This window comes from Clostridium sp. CTA-6, from assembly GCF_054768115.1.
The window spans coordinates 582,554-604,081 of record NZ_BAAAAU010000001.1 but is presented as its reverse complement, the minus strand read 5'-3'; the positions used below and the strand labels follow the sequence as shown (position 1 = coordinate 604,081).

The 21,528-nt window shown below is 26.4% G+C and carries 18 protein-coding genes; 7 read left to right on the top strand and 11 right to left on the bottom strand.

Going from position 1 to position 21,528, the window contains the following annotated elements; translation table 11 throughout:
* The first annotated feature begins 90 nt into the window (after window positions 1–90).
* Window positions 91–531 (top strand): PTS sugar transporter subunit IIA, encoded by a 441-nt coding sequence (locus tag ACYUDJ_RS02610; RefSeq protein ID WP_030035285.1) that lies wholly within the window; start codon window positions 91–93, stop codon window positions 529–531.
* A 208-nt stretch (window positions 532–739) separates the two neighbouring features.
* Here the strand turns inward: ACYUDJ_RS02610 and treR are convergent, their stop codons facing one another.
* The 4 genes from treR to ACYUDJ_RS02590 form a co-directional block, all read right to left on the bottom strand.
* The gene (treR, locus tag ACYUDJ_RS02605) at window positions 740–1,450 is read right to left on the bottom strand and encodes a trehalose operon repressor (RefSeq protein ID WP_003485647.1); all 711 of its coding nucleotides are present in this window, start codon (window positions 1,448–1,450) and stop codon (window positions 740–742) included.
* A 20-nt stretch (window positions 1,451–1,470) separates the two neighbouring features.
* Complete coding sequence (gene treC, locus ACYUDJ_RS02600) at window positions 1,471–3,150, bottom strand: alpha,alpha-phosphotrehalase (RefSeq protein WP_460289485.1); 1,680 nt, start codon at window positions 3,148–3,150, stop codon at window positions 1,471–1,473.
* A 213-nt stretch (window positions 3,151–3,363) separates the two neighbouring features.
* On the bottom strand, window positions 3,364–4,791 hold the full coding sequence (gene treP, locus ACYUDJ_RS02595; RefSeq protein ID WP_003485651.1) for a PTS system trehalose-specific EIIBC component: 1,428 nt from the start codon (window positions 4,789–4,791) through the stop codon (window positions 3,364–3,366).
* Window positions 4,792–5,262: 471 nt separating this feature from the next.
* Complete coding sequence (locus tag ACYUDJ_RS02590; protein ID WP_003485654.1) at window positions 5,263–6,828, bottom strand: MutS-related protein; 1,566 nt, start codon at window positions 6,826–6,828, stop codon at window positions 5,263–5,265.
* A 539-nt stretch (window positions 6,829–7,367) separates the two neighbouring features.
* Here ACYUDJ_RS02590 and htpG point away from each other — a divergent pair.
* Both htpG and ACYUDJ_RS02580 read left to right on the top strand, forming a co-directional pair.
* A complete protein-coding gene (htpG, locus tag ACYUDJ_RS02585) occupies window positions 7,368–9,248 on the top strand; it encodes a molecular chaperone HtpG (protein WP_003485656.1) in 1,881 nt (626 codons plus the stop codon).
* A gap of 545 nt (window positions 9,249–9,793) precedes the next feature.
* Window positions 9,794–11,224: a potassium/proton antiporter gene (locus tag ACYUDJ_RS02580; protein WP_003485658.1), complete on the top strand. Its 1,431-nt coding sequence runs from the start codon at window positions 9,794–9,796 to the stop codon at window positions 11,222–11,224.
* Window positions 11,225–11,457: 233 nt separating this feature from the next.
* Here ACYUDJ_RS02580 and ACYUDJ_RS02575 read toward each other — a convergent pair whose 3' ends face one another.
* From ACYUDJ_RS02575 to ACYUDJ_RS02565, 3 genes are all read right to left on the bottom strand, one after another.
* The gene (locus ACYUDJ_RS02575) at window positions 11,458–12,213 is read right to left on the bottom strand and encodes a tetratricopeptide repeat protein (RefSeq protein WP_042384919.1); all 756 of its coding nucleotides are present in this window, start codon (window positions 12,211–12,213) and stop codon (window positions 11,458–11,460) included.
* Window positions 12,214–12,517: 304 nt separating this feature from the next.
* Window positions 12,518–13,498, bottom strand: a complete 981-nt coding sequence (arsS, locus tag ACYUDJ_RS02570) for an arsenosugar biosynthesis radical SAM (seleno)protein ArsS (protein ID WP_003485663.1) — start codon at window positions 13,496–13,498, stop codon at window positions 12,518–12,520.
* Between the two features lie 12 nt (window positions 13,499–13,510).
* Window positions 13,511–13,843 (bottom strand): arsenosugar biosynthesis-associated peroxidase-like protein, encoded by a 333-nt coding sequence (locus tag ACYUDJ_RS02565; protein ID WP_003485665.1) that lies wholly within the window; start codon window positions 13,841–13,843, stop codon window positions 13,511–13,513.
* 359 nt (window positions 13,844–14,202) lie between these two features.
* Here ACYUDJ_RS02565 and ACYUDJ_RS02560 point away from each other — a divergent pair, with 359 nt between their 5' ends.
* The 4 genes from ACYUDJ_RS02560 to ACYUDJ_RS02545 all read left to right on the top strand — a co-directional run bounded on the left by ACYUDJ_RS02560 (window position 14,203) and on the right by ACYUDJ_RS02545 (window position 16,230).
* Window positions 14,203–14,640 (top strand): C-GCAxxG-C-C family protein, encoded by a 438-nt coding sequence (locus ACYUDJ_RS02560; RefSeq protein ID WP_003485666.1) that lies wholly within the window; start codon window positions 14,203–14,205, stop codon window positions 14,638–14,640.
* Window positions 14,641–15,086: 446 nt separating this feature from the next.
* A complete protein-coding gene (locus ACYUDJ_RS02555; RefSeq protein ID WP_003485669.1) occupies window positions 15,087–15,368 on the top strand; it encodes a hypothetical protein in 282 nt (93 codons plus the stop codon).
* A 187-nt stretch (window positions 15,369–15,555) separates the two neighbouring features.
* On the top strand, window positions 15,556–15,882 hold the full coding sequence (locus ACYUDJ_RS02550; protein WP_003485672.1) for a hypothetical protein: 327 nt from the start codon (window positions 15,556–15,558) through the stop codon (window positions 15,880–15,882).
* Window positions 15,883–16,230, top strand: a complete 348-nt coding sequence (locus ACYUDJ_RS02545; protein WP_003485675.1) for a hypothetical protein — start codon at window positions 15,883–15,885, stop codon at window positions 16,228–16,230. It abuts the gene before it with no gap.
* Between the two features lie 203 nt (window positions 16,231–16,433).
* Here the strand turns inward: ACYUDJ_RS02545 and ACYUDJ_RS02540 are convergent, their stop codons facing one another.
* The 4 genes from ACYUDJ_RS02540 to ACYUDJ_RS02525 are packed head-to-tail and all read right to left on the bottom strand — an operon-like array spanning window position 16,434 to window position 21,257.
* Window positions 16,434–17,534 (bottom strand): GerAB/ArcD/ProY family transporter, encoded by a 1,101-nt coding sequence (locus ACYUDJ_RS02540; protein WP_003485677.1) that lies wholly within the window; start codon window positions 17,532–17,534, stop codon window positions 16,434–16,436.
* Between the two features lie 40 nt (window positions 17,535–17,574).
* Window positions 17,575–18,687 (bottom strand): Ger(x)C family spore germination protein, encoded by a 1,113-nt coding sequence (locus ACYUDJ_RS02535; RefSeq protein ID WP_042384921.1) that lies wholly within the window; start codon window positions 18,685–18,687, stop codon window positions 17,575–17,577.
* Window positions 18,677–19,765 (bottom strand): GerAB/ArcD/ProY family transporter, encoded by a 1,089-nt coding sequence (locus tag ACYUDJ_RS02530; RefSeq protein ID WP_003485682.1) that lies wholly within the window; start codon window positions 19,763–19,765, stop codon window positions 18,677–18,679. Before ACYUDJ_RS02530 ends, ACYUDJ_RS02535 begins: the two co-directional genes overlap by 11 nt.
* Window positions 19,758–21,257: a spore germination protein gene (locus ACYUDJ_RS02525; protein WP_042384925.1), complete on the bottom strand. Its 1,500-nt coding sequence runs from the start codon at window positions 21,255–21,257 to the stop codon at window positions 19,758–19,760. The genes ACYUDJ_RS02530 and ACYUDJ_RS02525 overlap by 8 nt, the downstream gene beginning before the upstream one ends.
* Window positions 21,258–21,528 lie beyond the last annotated feature (271 nt).

The window sequence follows — 21,528 nt, the reverse complement described above, 5'->3', positions numbered from 1 at the left end:
ATTTATAATAGCATTGGACATTATTGTTAAGCATAAGACAAAAACAATAATTTACAAGGTATTTAAGATAAGGGGATGAATAAAATAATTATGGAATTAAATGAATTAATAACAGAAAGCACTATAGAATTAAATGTAGTGGCAAAGGATAAAGAGGATCTTATTAATAAAATGATTGATGTTTTGGTAAAGGATGGAGCAGTTCTTGATGAGGATAAATTTAAAGCAGATATTTATCATAGGGAATCTTTAAGTAATACAGGCATAGGTTTTGGTATTGCTATACCACATGCTAAATCTATAGCTGTAAAGGAACCGCGTATTGCAGTAGGAGTTCTTAAAGATAATGTAGATTATGACTCAATAGACGGAGAGCCAGTAAACATGATATTTATGATAGCAGTAAACGATATGCAAAGTGATCTTCATCTAAAGGCATTAGCTAACTTATCAAGAAAATTAATGCATGAAGATTTCAGAGGAAAAATATTAAACGCAAAATCAAAATCAGAAATATTAGAAATAATTTAAATTACTTCTAACAATTTAGATTTAATAAAAACTCTATCTCAATTAAAATTTATTTTATAAAATCAATAATATGAAATCAATAACTAATATGATTATATAAATTTAAACATAAAAAAGTTACAACACAAAAGAAAGAAACTGTCTTAAAGGAGATTTAATTTTAAGACAGTTTCTTTTTAATCTACTGTTGTAAAGTTAAAAAACAGTATTATTTTCTTCGTGCAAATTCTACAAATTTAAATCTATCCGGTCTATGTCTAGATTCAGTGTATTGAAATAGACTCATATCATCTAGATATATATAGTTTTTTACCACTACTATCATATTATAGTTTTCAAAATCTAGATATGATTTGTCTTCCTCAGTAGCTTGTTGCACTGTAATTTCCTTCTTGGCAAAGCTAATTTTAAGTCCTAGTTCATTTTCAAGATATTCATATATAGAATTTTCACAAATATCCTTAGTTAATAAAGGTACATATTTCTTATTAAAAAAGTCTTTATCCAAGATGATTTTTTTATTGTTTATTTCTCTTACTCTTATAACTTTCCACACATCATCATTTTTTGATAGGTTTAGTTGTTTCATTAAAAAGTTATCTGGTTTCATTAGCTTTAATTCTTTAACTAGGGTATTAGATTCTACGCCCATTTTAGTAGATAATTCTTTAAAACTTGTAAGTCCTGAAACAGGAAAATCAAATTTATTAATATCTATAACAAAGGAACCTTTACCCTTTACTTTTTGAATATAACCATTACTTTCTAGTAAATTTAATGCCTTTCTTATGGTATCTCTAGATACATTATATTCTTTCATCATCTCATTTTCAGAGGAAAGTTTTTCACCGGATTCAATTTTATTATTTTCTATTTTATTTGAGATCTCATTATAAATAGTCAAATACTTGCTTTCCATATCTTATCACCAGAAACATTTTAACATTTTTTTAATTTTTCCTCAAGATGATAAACAATAGACTCATAAGGTCGTAAATTAATTTCTCTAAAGTCTATAGGAGAATCCTTATAATTAGAAATTAAAATTTTGTTTTTATATTCATCTAATTTTAATTCTGTAGGCAATTTAAATAAGGATTCCTTTCCATAAAAATTATTTATTACAAGTAGTTTTTCATTTTTGTAATTTCTTAAATAAGCAAATATACTTTTATCTTCTTCTAATATCAACTCAAAATTTCCATAGGATGTAATATTATATTCTTTTCTTAATTTGATTAATTTTTGATAGTGATAAAAAATAGAGTTATTATCTTTTAAAGAGCTTTCTACATTAATGGATTTATAATTTTTACATATTTCTATCCAAGGCTCTCCTATGGTAAATCCAGCATTGGTTGAGTTATCCCATTGCATTGGGCTGCGGGAATTATCTCTGGATTTTGACTGTAGAATTTTAATTATTTCTTCTTCAGTTTTACCTTCAGATTTTAGTATATTATAAAAATTAATCGACTCCACATCCCTATAAGAATTAATTGTATCATAATAACAATTTGTCATACCGATTTCTTCTCCTTGATAAATATAGGGAGTTCCTCTAAGTAGGTGTATTGATGTAGCTAACATTTTTGCGGATTCCTTATGGTATTTTTTATCATCTCCAAAACGGGATACAATACGAGGTTGGTCATGGTTACACCAAAATACTGCATTCCAACCGTTTCCTTCTTCCATTCCAACCTGCCAATGATTGAAGAGATTTTTTAATTTTATAAAATCAAAATCCATTAAGCTCCATTTATCACCGTCTTTGTAATCTACTTTTAGATGGTGAAAGTTAAATACCATAGATAATTCTTCTTCTTTAGGATTTGAATATTTAACACAATTATCTATAGTGGTAGAGGACATTTCGCCTACAGTAATTATATCTTTATATCTGCCAAAGGTTTCTTTATTTAATTCCTTTAGATAGTTATGAATATTAGGACCATCTGTGTAGAATGAACGACCATCTCCATTATTGTCATCCTTATATTCCATTGGTTTTGAGATCACATTAATAACATCGAAGCGAAAGCCTTTTACACCTTTTTTAATCCAAAAATTCACAATGTCAAAAACTTCTTTTCTAACTTCTTCATTTTCCCAGTTAAGATCCGCTTGGGTAGCATCATATAAATGTAAGTAATATTCATTAAATTTTTTAACATATTCCCAGGCAGAACCGCCGAACTTGGAGTCCCAATTGGTAGGCGTATGTCCATTCTTAGATTCTTTAAAAATATAATAATTCTTGTATTTTCCATCACCTGTTAGAGCATTTTTAAACCACTTGTGTTCTGTAGAGGTATGATTAAATACCATATCAAGCATAATGTCAATTTCTCTTTTATTTGCTTCTTTAACTAGCTTATCAAAATCTTCCATGGTTCCAAATAGGGGATCAATGTTACAATAATCTGCTACATCATATCCATTGTCTTTTTGAGGAGAGATATAAAAAGGAGTTAACCATATATAATCTATACCTAATGTTTTTAAATAATCCAATTTAACTGTAATTCCTTTTAAGTCTCCCAATCCATCACCATTAGTATCATTAAAGGATTTTGGGTATATTTGATAGACTACGCTTTTTTTAAAATCTTTCATATAATTTGCTCCTTTTTTTATAATATGAATCAGAAAAGGGAGGAATTTAATCCTCCTTTTCTATTTGTAATATTATTTTAAGATGTTTTTCCTTTGAAATTTTGTATTTTAAATTTACTTTTATTTGAACTATTATTTTATATTCTAAGCATTTTTCTATTTCAAATCTTATTATGGTAATTTTAAAGCTTTTTTCTTTAAAATGTAATTAGTTTATTGTGTTTTTTTACTCCACTTTTTTTTCTTAGAAAACACAATTGTAAGTATAAAAGGTACAACAATAGCTACTAACATTGCTAATGCAAAAGACAGCATGTATTGTGGCTTTATAGACAAGATGCCTGGTAGGCCACCAACTCCAATTGAATTAGCCATAACATTTGAACCTACTGATATTACTGCGGCTATGGAAGAACCTATCATAGCTGCTAAGAAAGGGAACACATACTTTAGGTTTATACCAAATATAGCTGGTTCCGTTACCCCTAAATAACAGGAAATTGCTGCTGGAATAGATATTTGTTTTTCTTCTTCATTATTTTTATTTAAATAAATCATTGCTAAAACAGCAGAGCCCTGAGCTATATTGGATAGAGCAATCATTGGCCATAAATTAGTTCCACCAAGTTCGGCCATTATTTGCAAATCAATAGTATTTGTCATATGATGTAATCCTGTAATTACTAAAGGTGCATAGGTAAATCCAAATACCGCTGCAAAGAGCCATCCGAAGGTTGAAGTTAAACTTGAATATACTACGTTTGCTATAACTGTACCTATTTTCCAACCCACTGGACCCAAAACAATATGGGCTATTAATACAGTAGGTACTAAGGAAAGAAAAGGTACTACAATCATTGAAATATATTCTGGCACAATTTTACGTACAGATCTCTCTAACCAGGCTAAAAGAAAACCGGCTAGCATGGATGGAATAACCTGTGCCTGATAACCAATCATTTGAATCTTTGCAAAGCCAAAATTCCAAACTGGAATTTTATCGATAGGAGTACTTGAAGCGGCATAAGCATTCAATAGTTGAGGAGAAACCAAAGTAAGTCCTAATATTATTCCTAAAATCTGTGTGGTGCCCATCTTTTTAGAAATAGACCAAGTTATTCCAACAGGTAAGAAGAAGAAAATTGCTTCACCAATTAACCATAAGAAGGAATGAACTCCTTGCCAAAACTGTGATACCTGTATTAAAGTTTTAGTTCCATTTTCAACTAATTTAATATCTCCAATAATATTACGGAATCCTAATATTAAACCTCCAACTACAAGGGCAGGGATAAGAGGTGTAAATATTTCTGCTAAATTAGCCAGTAGTTTTTGCATAAAATTCATATTATTTTTAGCAGCTACCTTGGCTTGATCTTTGCTAACACCATCTACTTCTGCTATTTTTACAAATTCATTATAAAATGTTGATACTTCATTACCAACAATAACTTGAAATTGACCGGCCTGTGTAAAAACCCCTTTTACGGATTTAATTTTTTCAATGTTTTTAACATCAGCTTTCTTAATATCATTTAATACAAAACGCATACGGGTTGCACAATGGGTTACTGCAGAGATATTTTCTTTTCCGCCGATATATTCTAATAATTGCTGTACGTCATTTGAAAACTTAGACATATTATAATCCCCCTTTATTATTTATACTTTCGTAAATATTTTTATCTATTAGAAAGATGTACGTACAAGTTAATATAACTAAATTATATCTTGTACGTACATGCTAGTCAATACGTTTTCATAAATTTTTATTATATTTATTTTTTCTATTAAAGTAAAAACATATACAAATGGAAAATAAGAGGGAAATAGAGTTGAGGGTAACATTAGCTATACTCTTCTTTTTTAAGCCATTATCATAAAATCAAAAAACATTAATATTTTCTTGTAGGAAATTTTAATAATAATAGGACTTATCTGGGGTAGTTTAAATAAACCCAAATAAGTCCTTATAATAATAATACAAATAAATTATTTAATATATGAATTAATTTAAGAGTAGTCATTACATAGTTATAAATTTTTAACTTACATACTGACAATATTATTTTTAATATTGTCTTAAAATAGCTTATGGTATATTATGATAAGTTAAATAAATCCTTTAATAGTTTCAGCTCTCTTATAGGCTTTTTCAGTTACTTCCTTTGGATAGCCAATATACTCTAAAAGTCTTATGGCATTTCTTGTATTAGAAACTCCAACCTTTAGCTTATAATCAAAGTTTAATCCATTCTTACTATCAACGGATTCGCTGAAATAATAAAACTGGTAACTATCCTTTAAAATATCTACTAATTCTCTATCATGGGTAGCTACAATAGAAACTGTTCTTCCATTTTGAAGATAAGAAAGTATTTCTGCTGACATAGCTATTCTCTCGATAGGATTTGTTCCTCTAAATATTTCATCTATAGGGCAGAATACAGGTAAATCTTTTTCAAGAGCTTTAACTATTCTAAGTATTCCTTCTGCTTCAGCCATATAGTAACTTTTTCCCTTTGATAGATCATCATTAGGACTAATAGAGGATACTATATTAAAAAAGGAAGCTTTATATTCTTTAGCTAATGCAAAATAAAAGGTTTGTGATAATAGTATGTTTATACCTAGCATCCTTAAAAATGTTGATTTACCAGACATATTTGTACCTGTAAGTACTATTCCTTTATCTTTAATAGAAATAGAATTTGATACTGGTTTATCTAAAAGTGGGTGAATACCTTCTTTAATATCTAAGGAAACTTCCTCTGTAAAAATAGGATTTACATAGGATTCATTTAACTTTTTTTGATATCCAGATATGGATAGTAATACTTCTAATTCACCTAAAATATAAAATATATCCATTATGTATTCTTTCTTGTCTTTTAAAACTTCAGATACTTTATAATAGGCACATTCTTCTACTAAAAATATTACACATATAGCCTCAAACAAACCCTGCCACATATTTACAAAGCCTATTAAAAAAGTGCCTCTGTCAATAGATTTTACCTGTTTAAGATTATGGTTTATATTATTTGTATAATAGTTAAGACCATTACTTTTTATACTACCTATTTTTTTAGCTGCTTTTATAATTGCCCTTAAATATATAATTCCTTTAGATTTTATTGTATTTCTTTCAATATAATTAACAAACATATTTAAACCAGCTGAAATAGCTATATATTTAGCATAATTTACATTTGCAAATACAGTAAGCAGGATAGCTATTAAAGGGAAAATTTTACCTAATATTGTATATAAATAATATTTTATTTTATTTACCACTAGTTCACTTTCTATCATGTCTAAGAAAGTATTCTTTCTATCTCTACCTAATTCATAGTATATAATCAAAAGCTTATCTCTTAAATTTACATCCTCTTTAAATAGCTGAATTAGATTATTCCTGCTTTTTAATTTTTCTTCATTATTTAAGGGGTTTCTAAGCATATAATATAAAACAGATTCCCCTAAAGTACTGGAGTTTCTATCTAATTTCCCATAGATTCTATCCATATCCATATCAGACCAGGTTTCATCATCAATGGTATAATCTTGTTTTTCTTTCATATCAAAAAATTTTCTTATATTCTTAAATTTTCTGTTTTTTTCATCACCTTCTTCATATTGTATTTTTGCCCAATTTAAAGCTACTTTTTTATTCAATTTTGTTCTCCTTTCAATATGAAATATAAAAATTTTATATAATAATATTTTAACATGTATTTTATGACTTAATATTAGTTTTTTACATTTTATATTAAATATTTCTTAAAATCTATTAAAATCTTTAATTTACTATATAAGATTAGACTTTATTAAGTTGATATCATTTGGAGGTCCTTATGCGCATATTCTTATAATTTTACAAAAGGAATTATCAAGAATATGGGGAGATAATGAAATTTAGGATAATTTTTTTAGAATTTTATATATAGTATTTTTATTTTAGTTATATTTTTTGTAGCTAATTAGTTATTGTGTTTAAATAAAATTTTTTATAAAAAGCATGTAATTATTAGCTTTTAAAGGGATAATAACTGTTAATTAATTTCTTAAAATATTGACATAAATCCTTAAATATGTTATATAAAAAGTAGCCGTTAGCACTCGCTAGGTTAAAGTGCTAACAATTATGCTATATAAGATTACAATAAATACATAAAAGTGTATTTGTAGTTTTTATTCTGAAGGGAGAGACTGATATGGAAACTAAACAATTTAAAGCGGAGTCTAAAAGACTTTTAGATCTTATGATTAACTCAATTTATACTCATAAGGAGATTTTTTTAAGGGAACTTATTTCAAATGCTAGTGATGCTATTGATAAAATTTATTACAAAACTCTAACAGATGATTCCTTAAAATTCGAAAGGGATGATTACTATATTAAAGTAATTTCTGATAAGGAAAATAGAATATTAAAAATTGCTGATACTGGTATTGGTATGACAAAGGAAGAGCTTGAGAATAATCTTGGGGTTATAGCTAAGAGTGGATCTTTGCAATTTAAAAAAGAAAATGAAGTAAAAGAAGGCTACGACATAATAGGTCAATTTGGTGTAGGCTTTTATTCAGCTTTTTTAGTATCTGATGATGTTACAGTTATAAGTAAAGCCTTTGGAGAGGATGAGGCTTACAAATGGAATTCAAAGGGAGCTGAAGGTTACACTATAGAACCTTGTGAAAAGGAATCCTATGGTACAGAAATTATACTTAAAATTAAAGATAATACAGAAGAAGAAAACTATGATGAGTTTTTAGATGAATATACATTAAAATCTATAATCAAAAAATACTCTGATTTTATTAGATACCCAATAAAAATGGATTTAACAAAGACAAAGCCTAAAGAGGACAATAAAGAAGAATTTGAAGAATACAAAGAAGAAGAAACTATAAATAGTATGGTTCCTATTTGGAGAAAAAATAAAAATGAGCTAAAAGCAGAGGATTATGAGAATTTTTATGCTGAAAAGCACTATGGCTTTGATAAACCAATAAAATATATTCATACTAGTGTTGATGGTATAGTAAGCTACAATGCAATCTTATTTATTCCAGAAACAACACCTTATGATTTCTATACAAAAGAATATGAAAAAGGTTTAGAGTTATACTCAAATGGCGTTTTAATTATGAATAAGTGCGGAGATTTATTACCAGACTATTTTGGTTTTGTTAAAGGTATAGTAGATTCTGAGGATTTATCTCTTAACATATCTAGAGAAATACTACAACATGATAGACAATTAAAGCTGATTGCTAAAAACATAAAAACTAAAATTAAAAATGAATTAGAAAGCTTATTAAAAAAGGAAAGAGATAAATACGAAAAATTTTATGAATCCTTTGGTAGACAATTAAAATATGGTGTTTATAGTGATTTCGGAAGTAACAAAGATGTATTACAAGATTTATTAATGTTCTATTCTTCTAAAGAGAAAAAGATGGTTACTTTGGATGAATATGTTTCTAGAATGCCAGAAGACCAAAAATATATTTATTATGCTGTAGGGGAATCTAATGAAAGAATTGAAAAACTTCCACAAATAGAAGGAGTATTAGATAAAGGCTATGAAGTACTATACTTTACAGATGATATAGATGAATTTGCTATTAAAATGCTTATGAATTATAAAGAGAAAGAATTCAAATCTGTATCAAGTGGTGACTTAGGTATAGAAGGTGAGGAAAAAGAAAATACATCTAGCTCTGAGGATAAAGAAAACAAAGAGTTGTTTGAATCTATGAAGGATATTTTATCAGGAAAAGTTAAAGATGTTAGAGCCTCAAAAAGATTAAAAAATCATCCAGTATGCTTAGCAAATGAGGGTGAGCTTTCAATTGAAATGGAGAAAGTATTAAATGCTATGCCTAACAATGAAAACATAAAAGCAGATAAAGTTTTAGAAATAAATATAAATCATGATGTATTTAAGTCATTAAAAGAAGCTTATGAAGGAGATAAAGATAAACTTAAATTATACACAGATTTATTATACAATCAAGCCTTACTTATAGAAGGATTAACAATAAATGATCCAGTAGAATTTACAAACAATATTTGTAAAATAATGAAATAGATATATCTATTTAGAAAAGTTTTTGAATAATGTTAACATAAAAATTTATAATATAAATAATATCTGAAAATCAATATATATTATTATGTTTATCTGAATTTTTAGATGATTTATCTTATGTCTGGCCACTGTAAGGATTCCGTGGTATTATGTAAAAGTCATTATCACTGTTGGATATTTGCTTTTTTATAAACATGGAAGATAACAGTGGCAAGACCTTAGATAAGAAATTCTAATCTTTATATGGAAGAAAACACTTTTCGCAAAATTATATTTAATTTTCTAATAATTTTATAGTAAGTTATTTTTAAAATCAAAGGTTTCACCATATATTCTATTTATGAAAAAACATTTCTTTATAAAATATTTAAAATATTTAAAAAATTTTAACATGAATATTAAAAAATCCTTAAAATTTATATGTTATAATTAAATATCCCAATATGAGAATATAAATATTTATTCTAATTAATCTCTGTTTTCATTTCACTTTTTTATTAATCAAAGACATAAGAATGAATAAACATAAAGGTTGGAGGTAGTGTATGAATGTTTTATTAATTTCTGGTGTGATTTTGTTTCTATGTGTAATTTCAAGTAAAGTTTTATATAAGTATGGTATACCTACACTTATTATATTTCTTGCAATAGGTATGATAATGGGTTCTGAAGGCTTAGGTGGGATTTATTTTGATAATTCTCAATTAGCTAGTCAGCTATGTAATTTTGGTTTTCTATTTATTATGTTTTCAGGTGGTTTTGAAACAAACTGGAAAACCGCAAAACCTATTATTTTTCCATCTACAGTTCTTGCTACTATTGGAGTAGCTTTAACAGCTTTTCTTATAGGTATTTTTGCTCATCATTTTCTTGGCATGACTTTTCTTGAAGGAATGCTACTTGGTTCTATTATTTCCTCTACGGATGCAGCGTCTGTATTCTCTATTTTGCGTTCTAAAAATTTAAATCTAAAAAATAATTTAGCTCCTATGTTAGAAATGGAAAGCGGTTCAAATGATCCAATGTCATATATGTTGACTACTATCTTTTTAGGCGTTATAACAGGTAATGAACATAATATAGTAATACTTCTTACAACACAAATATTAATAGGAGTTTTGGTTGGCCTTTTAATAGGTAAAATTGCCTTGTGGTTAATGAACAAAATAAATCTTGATATTGAAGGACTTTATTCTGTTTTAGCAATTAGTATAGCTTTATTATCTTATTCTATAGCCAGTGCAACTATGGGAAATGGATTTTTAGCAGTTTACATTACAGGATTAGTTATGGGAAATGGTAAGCTTGTGAACAAGGTAAGTTTAGTTCGCTATTTCGATGGTATATCTTGGCTTATGCAAATTCTACTATTCTTTACTTTAGGTTTATTAGTTTTCCCATCTCAATTATTAGGGGTAGCGTTAAAGGGAACTGCAACTGCAGCTTTTATTATATTTGTAGCACGTCCAATAGCAGTATTCTTCGTATTAACATTATTTAAAAAGCCTATAAAAGATATGCTACTTGTGTCTTGGGTTGGATTCCGTGGTGTGGCATCTATTGTTTTTGCTACTTATCCATTAATGGCAGGACTTCCAGTAGCAGATGAAATATTTAATATAGTATTCTTTGTGGCTTTAGTATCTGTTTTAGTTCAAGGAACACTATTTGTTCCTATAGCTAAGAAGCTTAATCTAGTAGGAGAGGAAGAAACAGTACTTAAAACTTTTAATGATTATGAAGAGTTTGCAGTGGAATTATTAGAAGTTAATATTGATAAAAACAGTAAAATGATAGGTAAAGCTATAGAGGATATGAACATTCCAGGAGATGTTTTAATAATTATGATTAGAAGAGGGGAAAAAATCATTACGCCTAATGGATCAACTGTAATTAAAGCTAATGATACCATTGTATTTTCAGCAGAAGATAAAAATAAGTTATTAAAGATAGACGAAAAATTAAAGCTTGCATAGTAAGCTTTGATTTTTTTATATTTTAATGCTTTAGATTCGTAATTGAGAGTAATTTAAAATTAATATTAATTGTGATAAATAAATCATATGGAACACTTGAAACAAGTTCTTAGGATTTTTTAGTGCTCCATAGAAATTACTAAAATATATAGTAAATTTTAAGAAAAGTTCATTATAACATTTACATTGTTTTTTAGGATATAATCTCATTGCAACCTTTTCCATGTATTATGTTATTTGAAATTAACAAAGGGTACAATTTTTTTATTAAGGTTATCATTACAAGTAGTGTACACTTTATGATAAAAAGAAGGATCTTTTTCTTTGCAATTTAAAGCTTTCATATAATCAGATATAGCATTTTCATAGCTTTTCATTTTATAATACATAGTTCCTCTATTTAAGTAAATATTTTTATTTTCAGGTTTGAGTTTAAGAGCATTGGTATAATCTTTTATAGAAGGAGAATATTTCTTTAAATTATAGTAAGCAAAAGCTCTATTTTCGTAGGCTTCACTATCTCTCGAGTCTTCATGTATAGCTTTTGTAAATTCAATGGCTGCTCTTTTATAATCTTCTATTTCAAGGAAAACCATACCTCTATTAAAATATATGTTTTTATAATGTTTATCTATGGAAACTAACTTATCTAAGTCCTGTAGGGCTTTATCATAATCTTTTATTAAATAATATACAATAGCTCTATTATTGTAACAATCTTTATCTTTAGGATCTAATTCTAAAATTTTGCTATAGTCCTCTATAGATTTATTATATTCTTCTAATTCTTTATATAATTCAGCTCTATTAAAATAAGCATCTATAAAAGAAGGCTTTAGTTTTATTGAAATGGTGTAAAATTTAATTTTTTCTTTTATATCCGAAGAATAGTAGCCATTAGAAAAAAACTTTTCCGCATCATGTTCATATTTTTCCCTTTGCAAGTTTTCTTTTGACCATTTAAACTCATTAAAATTTATACACTTCATAAGTAAATAAATCCTCCCCAAATTTTTTTCACTCAACTTTATTCTATGCATATTTTTATATAAGGGCAATAGAATGCTTTAATATATAAAATAACTATAGCTAGTGTATCAGTGTATATGAAAAATAAATATAGCTTAATTAAATTGAAAAGAGGGTCTATAATAAAAATTATTAAAATTTCATAGGGATATTGATAGCCTTTAAATATAAATAATAAGAACAATATTTTATATATTAATGTTTGTTATAAATACAAAAACCAAAATACAGAAGTTATAACAAAACTCTGTGTTTTGGTTTTTATTATGTTGTAGATCCACCACAGCTTGATCCACTACCAGCAGTACAAGCATAGCAATGGTTTCCTAAAGAAATTTGGCGTTTTACAATGGGATTACCTTTTAGCATACTAATATGATTTTTACCATTAACAGTCCATCCCAATGTCTGGTTGAAATCACAATCATAAAGTTTTCCATCCCAAGCGATAGAAAGTTGATTTCTACACATCATATTTTCTACAGTTGATGAGTTAAAACTATTTGAAAGTCTTTCCATATATCCTTCTAAGTTATTACTTCTTTTAAGAAATGCTCCAAAACGACCTACAGGATTATTAGTAATTGTAAATAAATTATTGAATGTTATTTCATATTCCTTTTTTAATTTTTGTTTATATTCTAATTCTAGGGATTCTTGAGGTGGTGGTAAAAATGCTCCACCTGGATTGTATACAAGATTTAAAACTAGAGATTCATCTTTTCCATATCCTAGCTTGTTCAATTTTTTTAATATATTAATACTTTCATTAAAAACTCCTTCACCACGCTGTCTATCTGCATCTTTAGCACTATAATAGGGAAGAGAACATACCACTTCTACCTTATTTTCTGCATAAAATTCTAGTAAATGTTTATATTTTTCCTCTCTTAATATAACTAAATTTGAGCGTACAATAACTTTAGCTCCTATTTTTATAGCTTCTTTAACAAGCCATTCAAAATTAGGATTCATTTCTGGAGCTCCTCCAGTAATGTCTAAAATAGAAAAATTATTTTCTTTAAAAACCTGTAGACAATCTTTCATAGTTTCTAAATTCATAATTTCTGTACGGCTTGGACCTGCTTCTACATGGCAATGTCTACAGGATAAATTACAAAGCTTTCCAATATTTATTTGCATTGTTGTTAAGGATTTATTAGTTTTACAAAAATCTTTATTAGTCACTTTGCTTTCAAAGCTAGGAATACAATCTAATTTATCTAAATAACTTTTATTATTCATATCTTACTCCCTTTAAAGTTCTAATTTATTTGCTACATTTTTCATTTGAACACCATGAACTAAAGTAGCACCCCCACGAATTGCAGCGGCTACATGAATTGCCTCCATCATTTGTTCTTTATTTACACCCTGTTCTAAACAAGTTTGAGTATAAGAATCTATGCAATAAGGGCATTGTAATGCGTGTGCTACTGCTAAAGCTATAATTGCTTTTTCACGAGCAGTTAAATTTCCTTCTTTAAAAACCTCACTATAATATTCAAGAAATTTTTCCCACAGTTCAGGTGCATCTTCTCCAATTGTTCCAAACTTTCCAAGGTCCTGTGGATCATAATAAGTATTCATTTATATATCCTCCCTTAAGCTTTTTAAAAATAATTTTAAATATTAAATTCAAACTGTATGCTTATAAATAGTTTATATATAAGTATAAATAGTTTATATATTAGTTATTTTATGTATATAGATATATTTACTAAAATAACTACAAAATCATGTTAATTTTAGTGTATAATCACAATTATTGTATATGCTTGTTTAACTTGTGTCAAATAGAAAAACGTAATACAGTGATTGGGTGGTATTACTATATATTATCAATATTTTACAATATTCGACCCTTTATTAGGCATGATGACTATAGTATATGATATAATAAAATTATCAAAAATTTCTAATTTACTACAAATAGGGAGGTTATATAAGTGAATGAACAACAGGTTTTAAAAGCTTTTTCAGAGGGGTTTGATTGTTCACAAGTGGTTTTAAGTAGTGTAGCTAAAGATCTAGGTATAGATGAGATTATAGCTAAAAAAATATCAGCATGTTTTGGTGGAGGGATGTTTTGTGGAAGTACCTGTGGAGCAGTAACTGGAGCACTTATGGCCATAGGATTAAAATATGGTCATAGTATTCCAGATACCCCTCATATAAAAGAACAAAATATTTCTAAGTTAATAGAATTTAGAGAAAAGTTCTTACAAAAATATGATTCAGTTATATGTAAAGATCTTTTAGGATATGACCTTACGAATTCTGAAGATATGAAAAAGATTCAGGAAGAAGAATTACTCACCACATTTTGTCCTAAATTAGTATCAGATGTAATTGTTATTTTAAAAGAGATATTACAAAATAAATAATTTTATAAATCTATTACATAAATAGTGTATTTATAATGATAATTTTATAGTTCCAAGAAAATATAAAATATAAGTTTAAATGTTAGTGCCATATTTTAAAATTATGAATAAGATATATTAAGATGAAATAAAAAAAATATAAAATACTAGGATGATGCTTATATAGATAGAGTAAAAGCTTTATATAAGGAATTTGTGCAGAATGTTATCGTAATATTGAAGTTGAGTATTGTGAAATAGAGAAGGTAAATACAAAACGTATAATTGTAAAAAATAACATTTACTTACCATTATAAGTAAATAAATTTAAAATACATATAAAAAAACATAGAAGAATGTTCATATAATATAATTAAAAAATATATGAATGTTCTTTTAATTTAGTTAATATTTAGCTATTATAATACTCCTTTTTTAACATAAAAATATAAAGGAGGTTAAGAAAAATGAATGAAGAATCAAGAAGATATTGTCAAGAACCAAAAGAGGATAAGTTAGAATCTAATGCAGCAGCTTTTGCTTATAATAAAAACTATAATATCTTAGTGGCGCCTAATACAGTTAATGATGATGATGGTGCAGGAATAGATGCTAATAAAACTAAAAATCATTTTGATGAATTGATGGAAAATCTTCGAGACAATGATAAAGATATGGAAACAAAGTCTAAAACTACAGGTCAAGCCACTATAGTAAACACAAATTTAAACTTTATAGTTACAATTTAAAGGTTGATTAGAAAGTATTTATTTAGTTTTATCAGGTTATAAATAGACTATTTTGCTTAGAAATTACTATGGGAAAATAACCCTATAGTAATTTCTATTTTAAGAAATTCAATCCTAGTTTTACATTGTAAAACATTACATAATAGCTCTTTATAAGATATTAATAAAATGTAAGGAGAGAAGTAGGATGGTGAAACAGGATTATAAATGTGAATTTCAAAATCAAGGTAATATAAATTTTATAATTATAAAGAATTCTGAATCAGTTTTAAATTATAATAAGTATGTGGAAGAGTCCTTAAAATTATGCGATAAGTTTGATGAATATTCAAATTTAAATATGAATATTATTTTTATTCATAATATAATAATATATGATGATAATGAAGAAAGAAATGGTATAGAAAAGGATTCAAAAGAGAATTATGAAAAAGAAAAAATTAAATTAAAGAATAATAATGTGAATATAACCCTCTTAAAAAACATAATTAATGTAAGGGGGGAAATAAAATGAATGAATGAGTATGAATCGAGGGAACATTATGAAAGAAACAGAATGGATGAGGAGGAGCTAAGAGAATATTATAAAAGAAATAGAATTGAAAAGTATTATAATAAAAAACATTTGAAATGTACTGTAACAGCCTATGCTTATAATGAAAACAAGAATATACTAATTGCCCCAAACACAAATACGCCTAATAATTCAGAAAATGAAGATTGTTTAAATTCAGCTAAAGAAAATTTGGATAATTTAATAAAAAACTTTATAGATGATAATAAAGATTCTGAAACAGAAAATAAAGCTGTAGGGAAAGCTAATATTGTAAATACAAATTTAAATTTTATAATATCTATATAGAAATTAATTTTATTATAAAAAGGTTAAAGTATAAAAAAGTTGTTTTTATACTTTAACCTTTAATATTTTGATTTTCTATATTTTAATATAGATTTACTAATGAATTATGTATATGTATTTTAAATTTTAGTTATATAGTAGAAGATAAATTTTCTGTTTTAGATTATTATTCCACAAAAAAGTAAAATTTAAAAATTATATGCTTATGAATTAGGTTGGAGTAATTTCTTATCTTTTTCTCTCCAAGCAAATAGGGCGATTAAAGTGGAAAAAATTATATTATAAATTATATATATAGGCATTATTTTGCCTATAATTTTCTTTGAATTAGTTACATTACCATAGAAGAATGATATTATAATCATTAAAGGAATGCTCAATAATAAAATTTTTGTTTTATCTATTTTTTTAATTAGATTGTTTAATTCATGAAAAGCTATAAAATAGCTATTACATATAGTCTTAAACATAGTTAAGCTCCATAAGGACATGAATATATATCTGAAAGAATTTATTACTGGTACCATTATACTTTCAGTAATATTAACTATTGGCCATGTAAATTTTAAACTAGCCTCTATGCCTAAATAAAGTATATCTATAATAGTAAATAAGAAATAAACTACCGTTATAAAAATAATACTTTTAAACCCACATTTTTTTATTTTTTTATTATCTTTTAATAATGGATAGATTAATAAAATTATTTCTATTTGAGAGAAGGAGAAAATGGTCTCTTTTACTGCTTTTAGTATATTTAATGCTCCGCTTCCCAATACTGGCTGTATATTTAAAATATTTGAATCTTTTATTGCTATTAGGGGTATAAAAAAAATGATAATAGTGGAGAAAAATATAAATTCATTTAATATCCCTACAGTTTTAAATCCTCCATGGACAGCATAGGCTATCATACAGTATATAACAATTAATATAGTCCATTTATTTAAACTTTGAACCATGTAAATATGTAATACATTAGATACATCTGCAGCTACTTTTGTAGATATAATTACAAAATATAAGATAAAAATTAAATTTAGAATGTTCCCCAATATTTTACCAAAAAATTTTTTGCTTAAAATAAGCATATTTTCTTTTGGATAATTCTTACCTAAATAACTTGCTATAAATACTATATATAAGGGGTAAATAGATCCTAATAGAACAGATATCCATCCATCTTGTTTTGCAATTTTTATAACATCATTTGGTAGACTCAAAATGCCCACACCCATCATAGATCCTATTAGAATTAGAGTGAATTGCATTTCTGTCAATTCATTATCTCTATTATTTTTCATGAAATATCCTCCTAATTTATTATAAGACAAAATATTTTAATTAATAATCTCCTCTACCTTGGCTATCTACTTTAACCTTTACATTAACTTTAATTTCAGAGTTTAATACTTCTTTATTCCAGTCTACTCCAGATTCCCTTCCATATTTAGCTGCAGCAACACTCCCTAATTGTAATACATCTACTTTGCAACTTTCTTTCATTTTACTTATAAAAAGAGTACATTTTTTTTCTACAAATTGCTCCATATCCTTTTCAAATTTTTTTAATACCTTTGAATCAGTATCTAAATTTTTATATAGTTGATTAGATACAATAGGTCCCTTAAGAGTAATATCTATTATAAACTTATATTTATCCCCTTCTTTATAACACTTAACCCTTTTTTTTGATTTGGGATAATAATTTACATATTCCTTAGAGTTCTTTTGAAGGGTTAAAATTCCTTTACCATTATTTTCTCTTAAAAGATTTAATATTTTACCATCTTCTACGCCTAACTTTTTTACCATTTTAGTTTTATCAAAAATAGCTAAACCTGTTATTTTTAATTCATCATCAACAATCTCTATATAAGGAACAACTGGATTTTTACCCTCGGAACTAGATTTTATGATAAAATCCATTAAGGTATATTTTTTAGAAAAAAAATTAAAAGCATATAAATGTTCTATTAATGAACCGACATATTCTTCTGTGCCACTATATTTTTTTACTTCATACTCTAAAACATCCTTTGCTTTACCACTGCAGATTACCATTGCAGCATTATCATTTACTAAAGGATTATTAAGCAATATATCAATTATATTACTTATTTCAAATCTAGCAGCTTTTTCACTTATAACAAGAGATTTTTCTAGTCCTAATATAAAATCTTTACTAGCTTGTAGCTGTCTTTTGTTTCTAGTTTCTCCTAAATTTATTGCTTCCGCAGTTATTAATTTACTTTCATTAGGCAATTTACTTTCAGAAAAATAAATTCTTAGAGGTACACTATACAATACTTGATCTCCTGTTTTTTCAACTATATCATAACCTATGCTATTAGGAAGATTTAATTCTTCTATCAGAGTTCCTCTTTTCCCTATTAAATTAACAATTATAATTAAAATAAAAGCAATTTTTATTATTGTTTTCATTTTATTTTTCATTTTTATCACCTTTTCCTAAAGCTACTAATAGAGCAGTAATAGAAATAAATATAATATTAAAAATCACATAGGGAGGGAAAATTTTATCTAAAAAACTTCTTCTCCTTACTGGAGTACCATATAGATTTGATACTATAATCATTACAGGATAGAGTAATATTACCCAAGTTTTCCTGCTAATTTTCTTAAATATTTTATTTAATCCATGAGCAAATAAAAAGTAATGTACAGATATACATTTAAACATAGTCATAGTCCATAGAGATAAAAATATATAGCTAAAAGAATTTATTACAGGTATTATTATGCTTCTAGATATGGTTATAACTGGCCATAAAAATTTATTAGTGATATTAATTCCTAAATATAACGTAGTAAGCAAAGTATATAAAGTATATAAAATTGTAATAAAGGATATACTTTTAAAACCTATTTTTTTTAGTTCTATATTTTCATCTACAAGGGGATATAATATAAGAAGCATTTCTATTCCTGAATAAGCTATAATAGTTTTTTTTGTAGCATTTATAATATTTTTTATTCCACTTCCTAGTACTGGTTGTAGATTTAGTATATCAGCTTCTTTTAATGAAAAGATAGGTATTAGAAAAACTATAAAGGTAATATAAAACAATACTTCATTTAATCTTCCTACTGTTTTAGTCCCACCATAGACAGCATAAGCAGCTCCCAAAAATAGCAAACTCAGTATGTTCCAAGAATTTAAAAAATTCACCATATAAGTTCTTAGAACATTATTTATACCTGCAGCTACATCTGTGGCAATTAGGAAAAAAAATAATAAAAATATTAAATTTAATATGTTTCCTAGGATTTTTCCATAAATTTTTTTGCTTAAATATAAAATATCCTTTTTAGGGTGTTTTTTTCTTATATAAATTGTTATAAATACGACATATATTGGATAAATCGTTCCTAAAAAAGTAGCTATCCAAGCGTCTTGCTTAGCTACTTTTATTGGAGCTAAGGGTAAATTTAGTACGCTTATTCCAATTATGCTACCTATAACCATAAAGGTTAATTGGCTCTCAGTTAAGGCATTTTCTTTATTATTCATCACTTTTTTTCCTCCTAAACAAATCTCTAAAATTGCTTTGTCTAGTTGGGTTTGAATTTGGGATAATTTCTGGCCTTTTTTTCATTTTATAATTAGGAGCTCTTATTAATATATCTTTTAAATCGCTTTTATAAATTTTAAAATAGGGTATTCCATAGCTTTCTAAAGTACATAAATAGGCTATTAAAAAAAACCATCCTATGGTAATGCCGAACATGCCTAAAAAATTACCTAAAAATAACATAGGATAACCTATTAATCTTATAGAAATAGCCATTTCATAATTAGGGATTAAAAAAGTGGCTGCTGTAGCGATACCTACTACAAGCAGAGTAGTAGAGCTAACTATTTTTGCTCTTATTGCTGCATCACCAATTATAATACCACCAACCACACTTAATGTCTGACCTATCTTAAAGGGTAATCTCAATCCACCCTCTCTTAAAAAGTCTATAATCATATTCATAGATAATATAGACATAAAAGGCGTTAATGCTATACCTTTTCTTGATTCAATAAGGGCCCCTAAAAATTTAAAGGGAATTAATTCTGGATTGAATTTTATTAAGGTTATGTATATAGCAGGCAGTGTTATAACTATAAAAACTGCAATATATCTTAATATTCTAGTAAAAGAAGATATAATAGTTCTTTGACTATAATCTTCAATTGCTTGAAAAAACTCAAAAAATATTGCAGGTACTGTAAATACAAAAGGAGTCCCATCAGTAATAATAGCAATCCTGCCTTCAAGTAAGTTTGCCCCTACTACATCTGGTCTTTCTGTAAAAAAAGCCTGAGGAAATATACTATAGGGACTATATTCTATTAATTGTTCTAAAATACCGCTACTTACTAATGCATCTACATCTATTAAACTTAATTTTGATTTTACATCTTCAACTATATTTTTATCTGCTATATTGTCAATATACATTAACACTACATCTGTTTGATTTCTTCTCCCAATTGTAAAGTTTTCTTCTATTAAATTGTTATCCTTTAGTCTTCTTCTCAATAGACTTATATTAGTTTCTAATTTTTCTACAAAACCTTCTCTAGAGGCTCTTGTAGAAGTTTCGTTTATGGGGTCTGAAATACTTCTATATTCTCCCCCAGCAGTGTCAAGAATTATAAATTTTGTACTGTCTTGCAAAAGTAGTAGAGTTTTACCTCGCTTTAAGTGAAAAATAGCTTTATTAATATCTTCTTCTAAAAAGGCGTTGCTAAGTGATATGTATTTCTTACAAAGAATTTCTTCTAAATTATCTATAATACTTAGATCTTCCTTTATATTAAACATTAAAGGTTTGAGAATATCTCTATCTATGACTTGGTTATTAGTTAACCCATTTATATATAATAATACAGCCTCCATATTGGAAGTTTTACATATTATAAATTCTTTTACTATTAAATCATTTTTTTCTCCAATTAAAGTTTTAATAGAATTAATTTTATCTTGTAATGAATTTAAATTTCTATTTCTCATAAACACCATACCCCTTTATAGGAAATATTATAGATAAAATAATTATTCCCTTATAATAAAATAACTATGCAATATAATTATATTTTTATATAATGTTTCTGTTAATTTTAAGTAGAGTTCTGATAATTTTTTAATTCTTTCAATGATTCACATATTTAGGAAATGTTGTTTTAATACACAATAAGATAAAATATAAGATGTTTTTTATAAAATTTAATATAATTAAGAATTATTTCAAAATATGAGAATTATATAGTATAATATAGTAAAT

Bases quoted from the DNA above. Each gene is read 5' to 3' on its own strand.
- treR (WP_003485647.1), bottom strand. From the start codon at position 1,450: ATGGAAAGCAAGTATTTGACTATTTATAATGAGATCTCAAATAAAATA.
- arsS (WP_003485663.1), bottom strand. From the start codon at position 13,498: ATGAATAATAAAAGTTATTTAGATAAATTAGATTGTATTCCTAGCTTT.
- ACYUDJ_RS02555 (WP_003485669.1), top strand. From the start codon at position 15,087: ATGAATGAAGAATCAAGAAGATATTGTCAAGAACCAAAAGAGGATAAG.
- ACYUDJ_RS02550 (WP_003485672.1), top strand. From the start codon at position 15,556: ATGGTGAAACAGGATTATAAATGTGAATTTCAAAATCAAGGTAATATA.
- ACYUDJ_RS02530 (WP_003485682.1), bottom strand. From the start codon at position 19,765: ATGAATAATAAAGAAAATGCCTTAACTGAGAGCCAATTAACCTTTATG.
- ACYUDJ_RS02535 (WP_042384921.1), bottom strand. From the start codon at position 18,687: ATGAAAAATAAAATGAAAACAATAATAAAAATTGCTTTTATTTTAATT.
- htpG (WP_003485656.1), top strand. From the start codon at position 7,368: ATGGAAACTAAACAATTTAAAGCGGAGTCTAAAAGACTTTTAGATCTT.
- ACYUDJ_RS02610 (WP_030035285.1), top strand. From the start codon at position 91: ATGGAATTAAATGAATTAATAACAGAAAGCACTATAGAATTAAATGTA.
- ACYUDJ_RS02565 (WP_003485665.1), bottom strand. From the start codon at position 13,843: ATGAATACTTATTATGATCCACAGGACCTTGGAAAGTTTGGAACAATT.
- ACYUDJ_RS02580 (WP_003485658.1), top strand. From the start codon at position 9,794: ATGAATGTTTTATTAATTTCTGGTGTGATTTTGTTTCTATGTGTAATT.
- treP (WP_003485651.1), bottom strand. From the start codon at position 4,791: ATGTCTAAGTTTTCAAATGACGTACAGCAATTATTAGAATATATCGGC.
- ACYUDJ_RS02575 (WP_042384919.1), bottom strand. From the start codon at position 12,213: ATGAAGTGTATAAATTTTAATGAGTTTAAATGGTCAAAAGAAAACTTG.
- ACYUDJ_RS02545 (WP_003485675.1), top strand. From the start codon at position 15,883: ATGAATGAGTATGAATCGAGGGAACATTATGAAAGAAACAGAATGGAT.
- treC (WP_460289485.1), bottom strand. From the start codon at position 3,150: ATGAAAGATTTTAAAAAAAGCGTAGTCTATCAAATATACCCAAAATCC.
- ACYUDJ_RS02540 (WP_003485677.1), bottom strand. From the start codon at position 17,534: ATGAAAAATAATAGAGATAATGAATTGACAGAAATGCAATTCACTCTA.
- ACYUDJ_RS02525 (WP_042384925.1), bottom strand. From the start codon at position 21,257: ATGAGAAATAGAAATTTAAATTCATTACAAGATAAAATTAATTCTATT.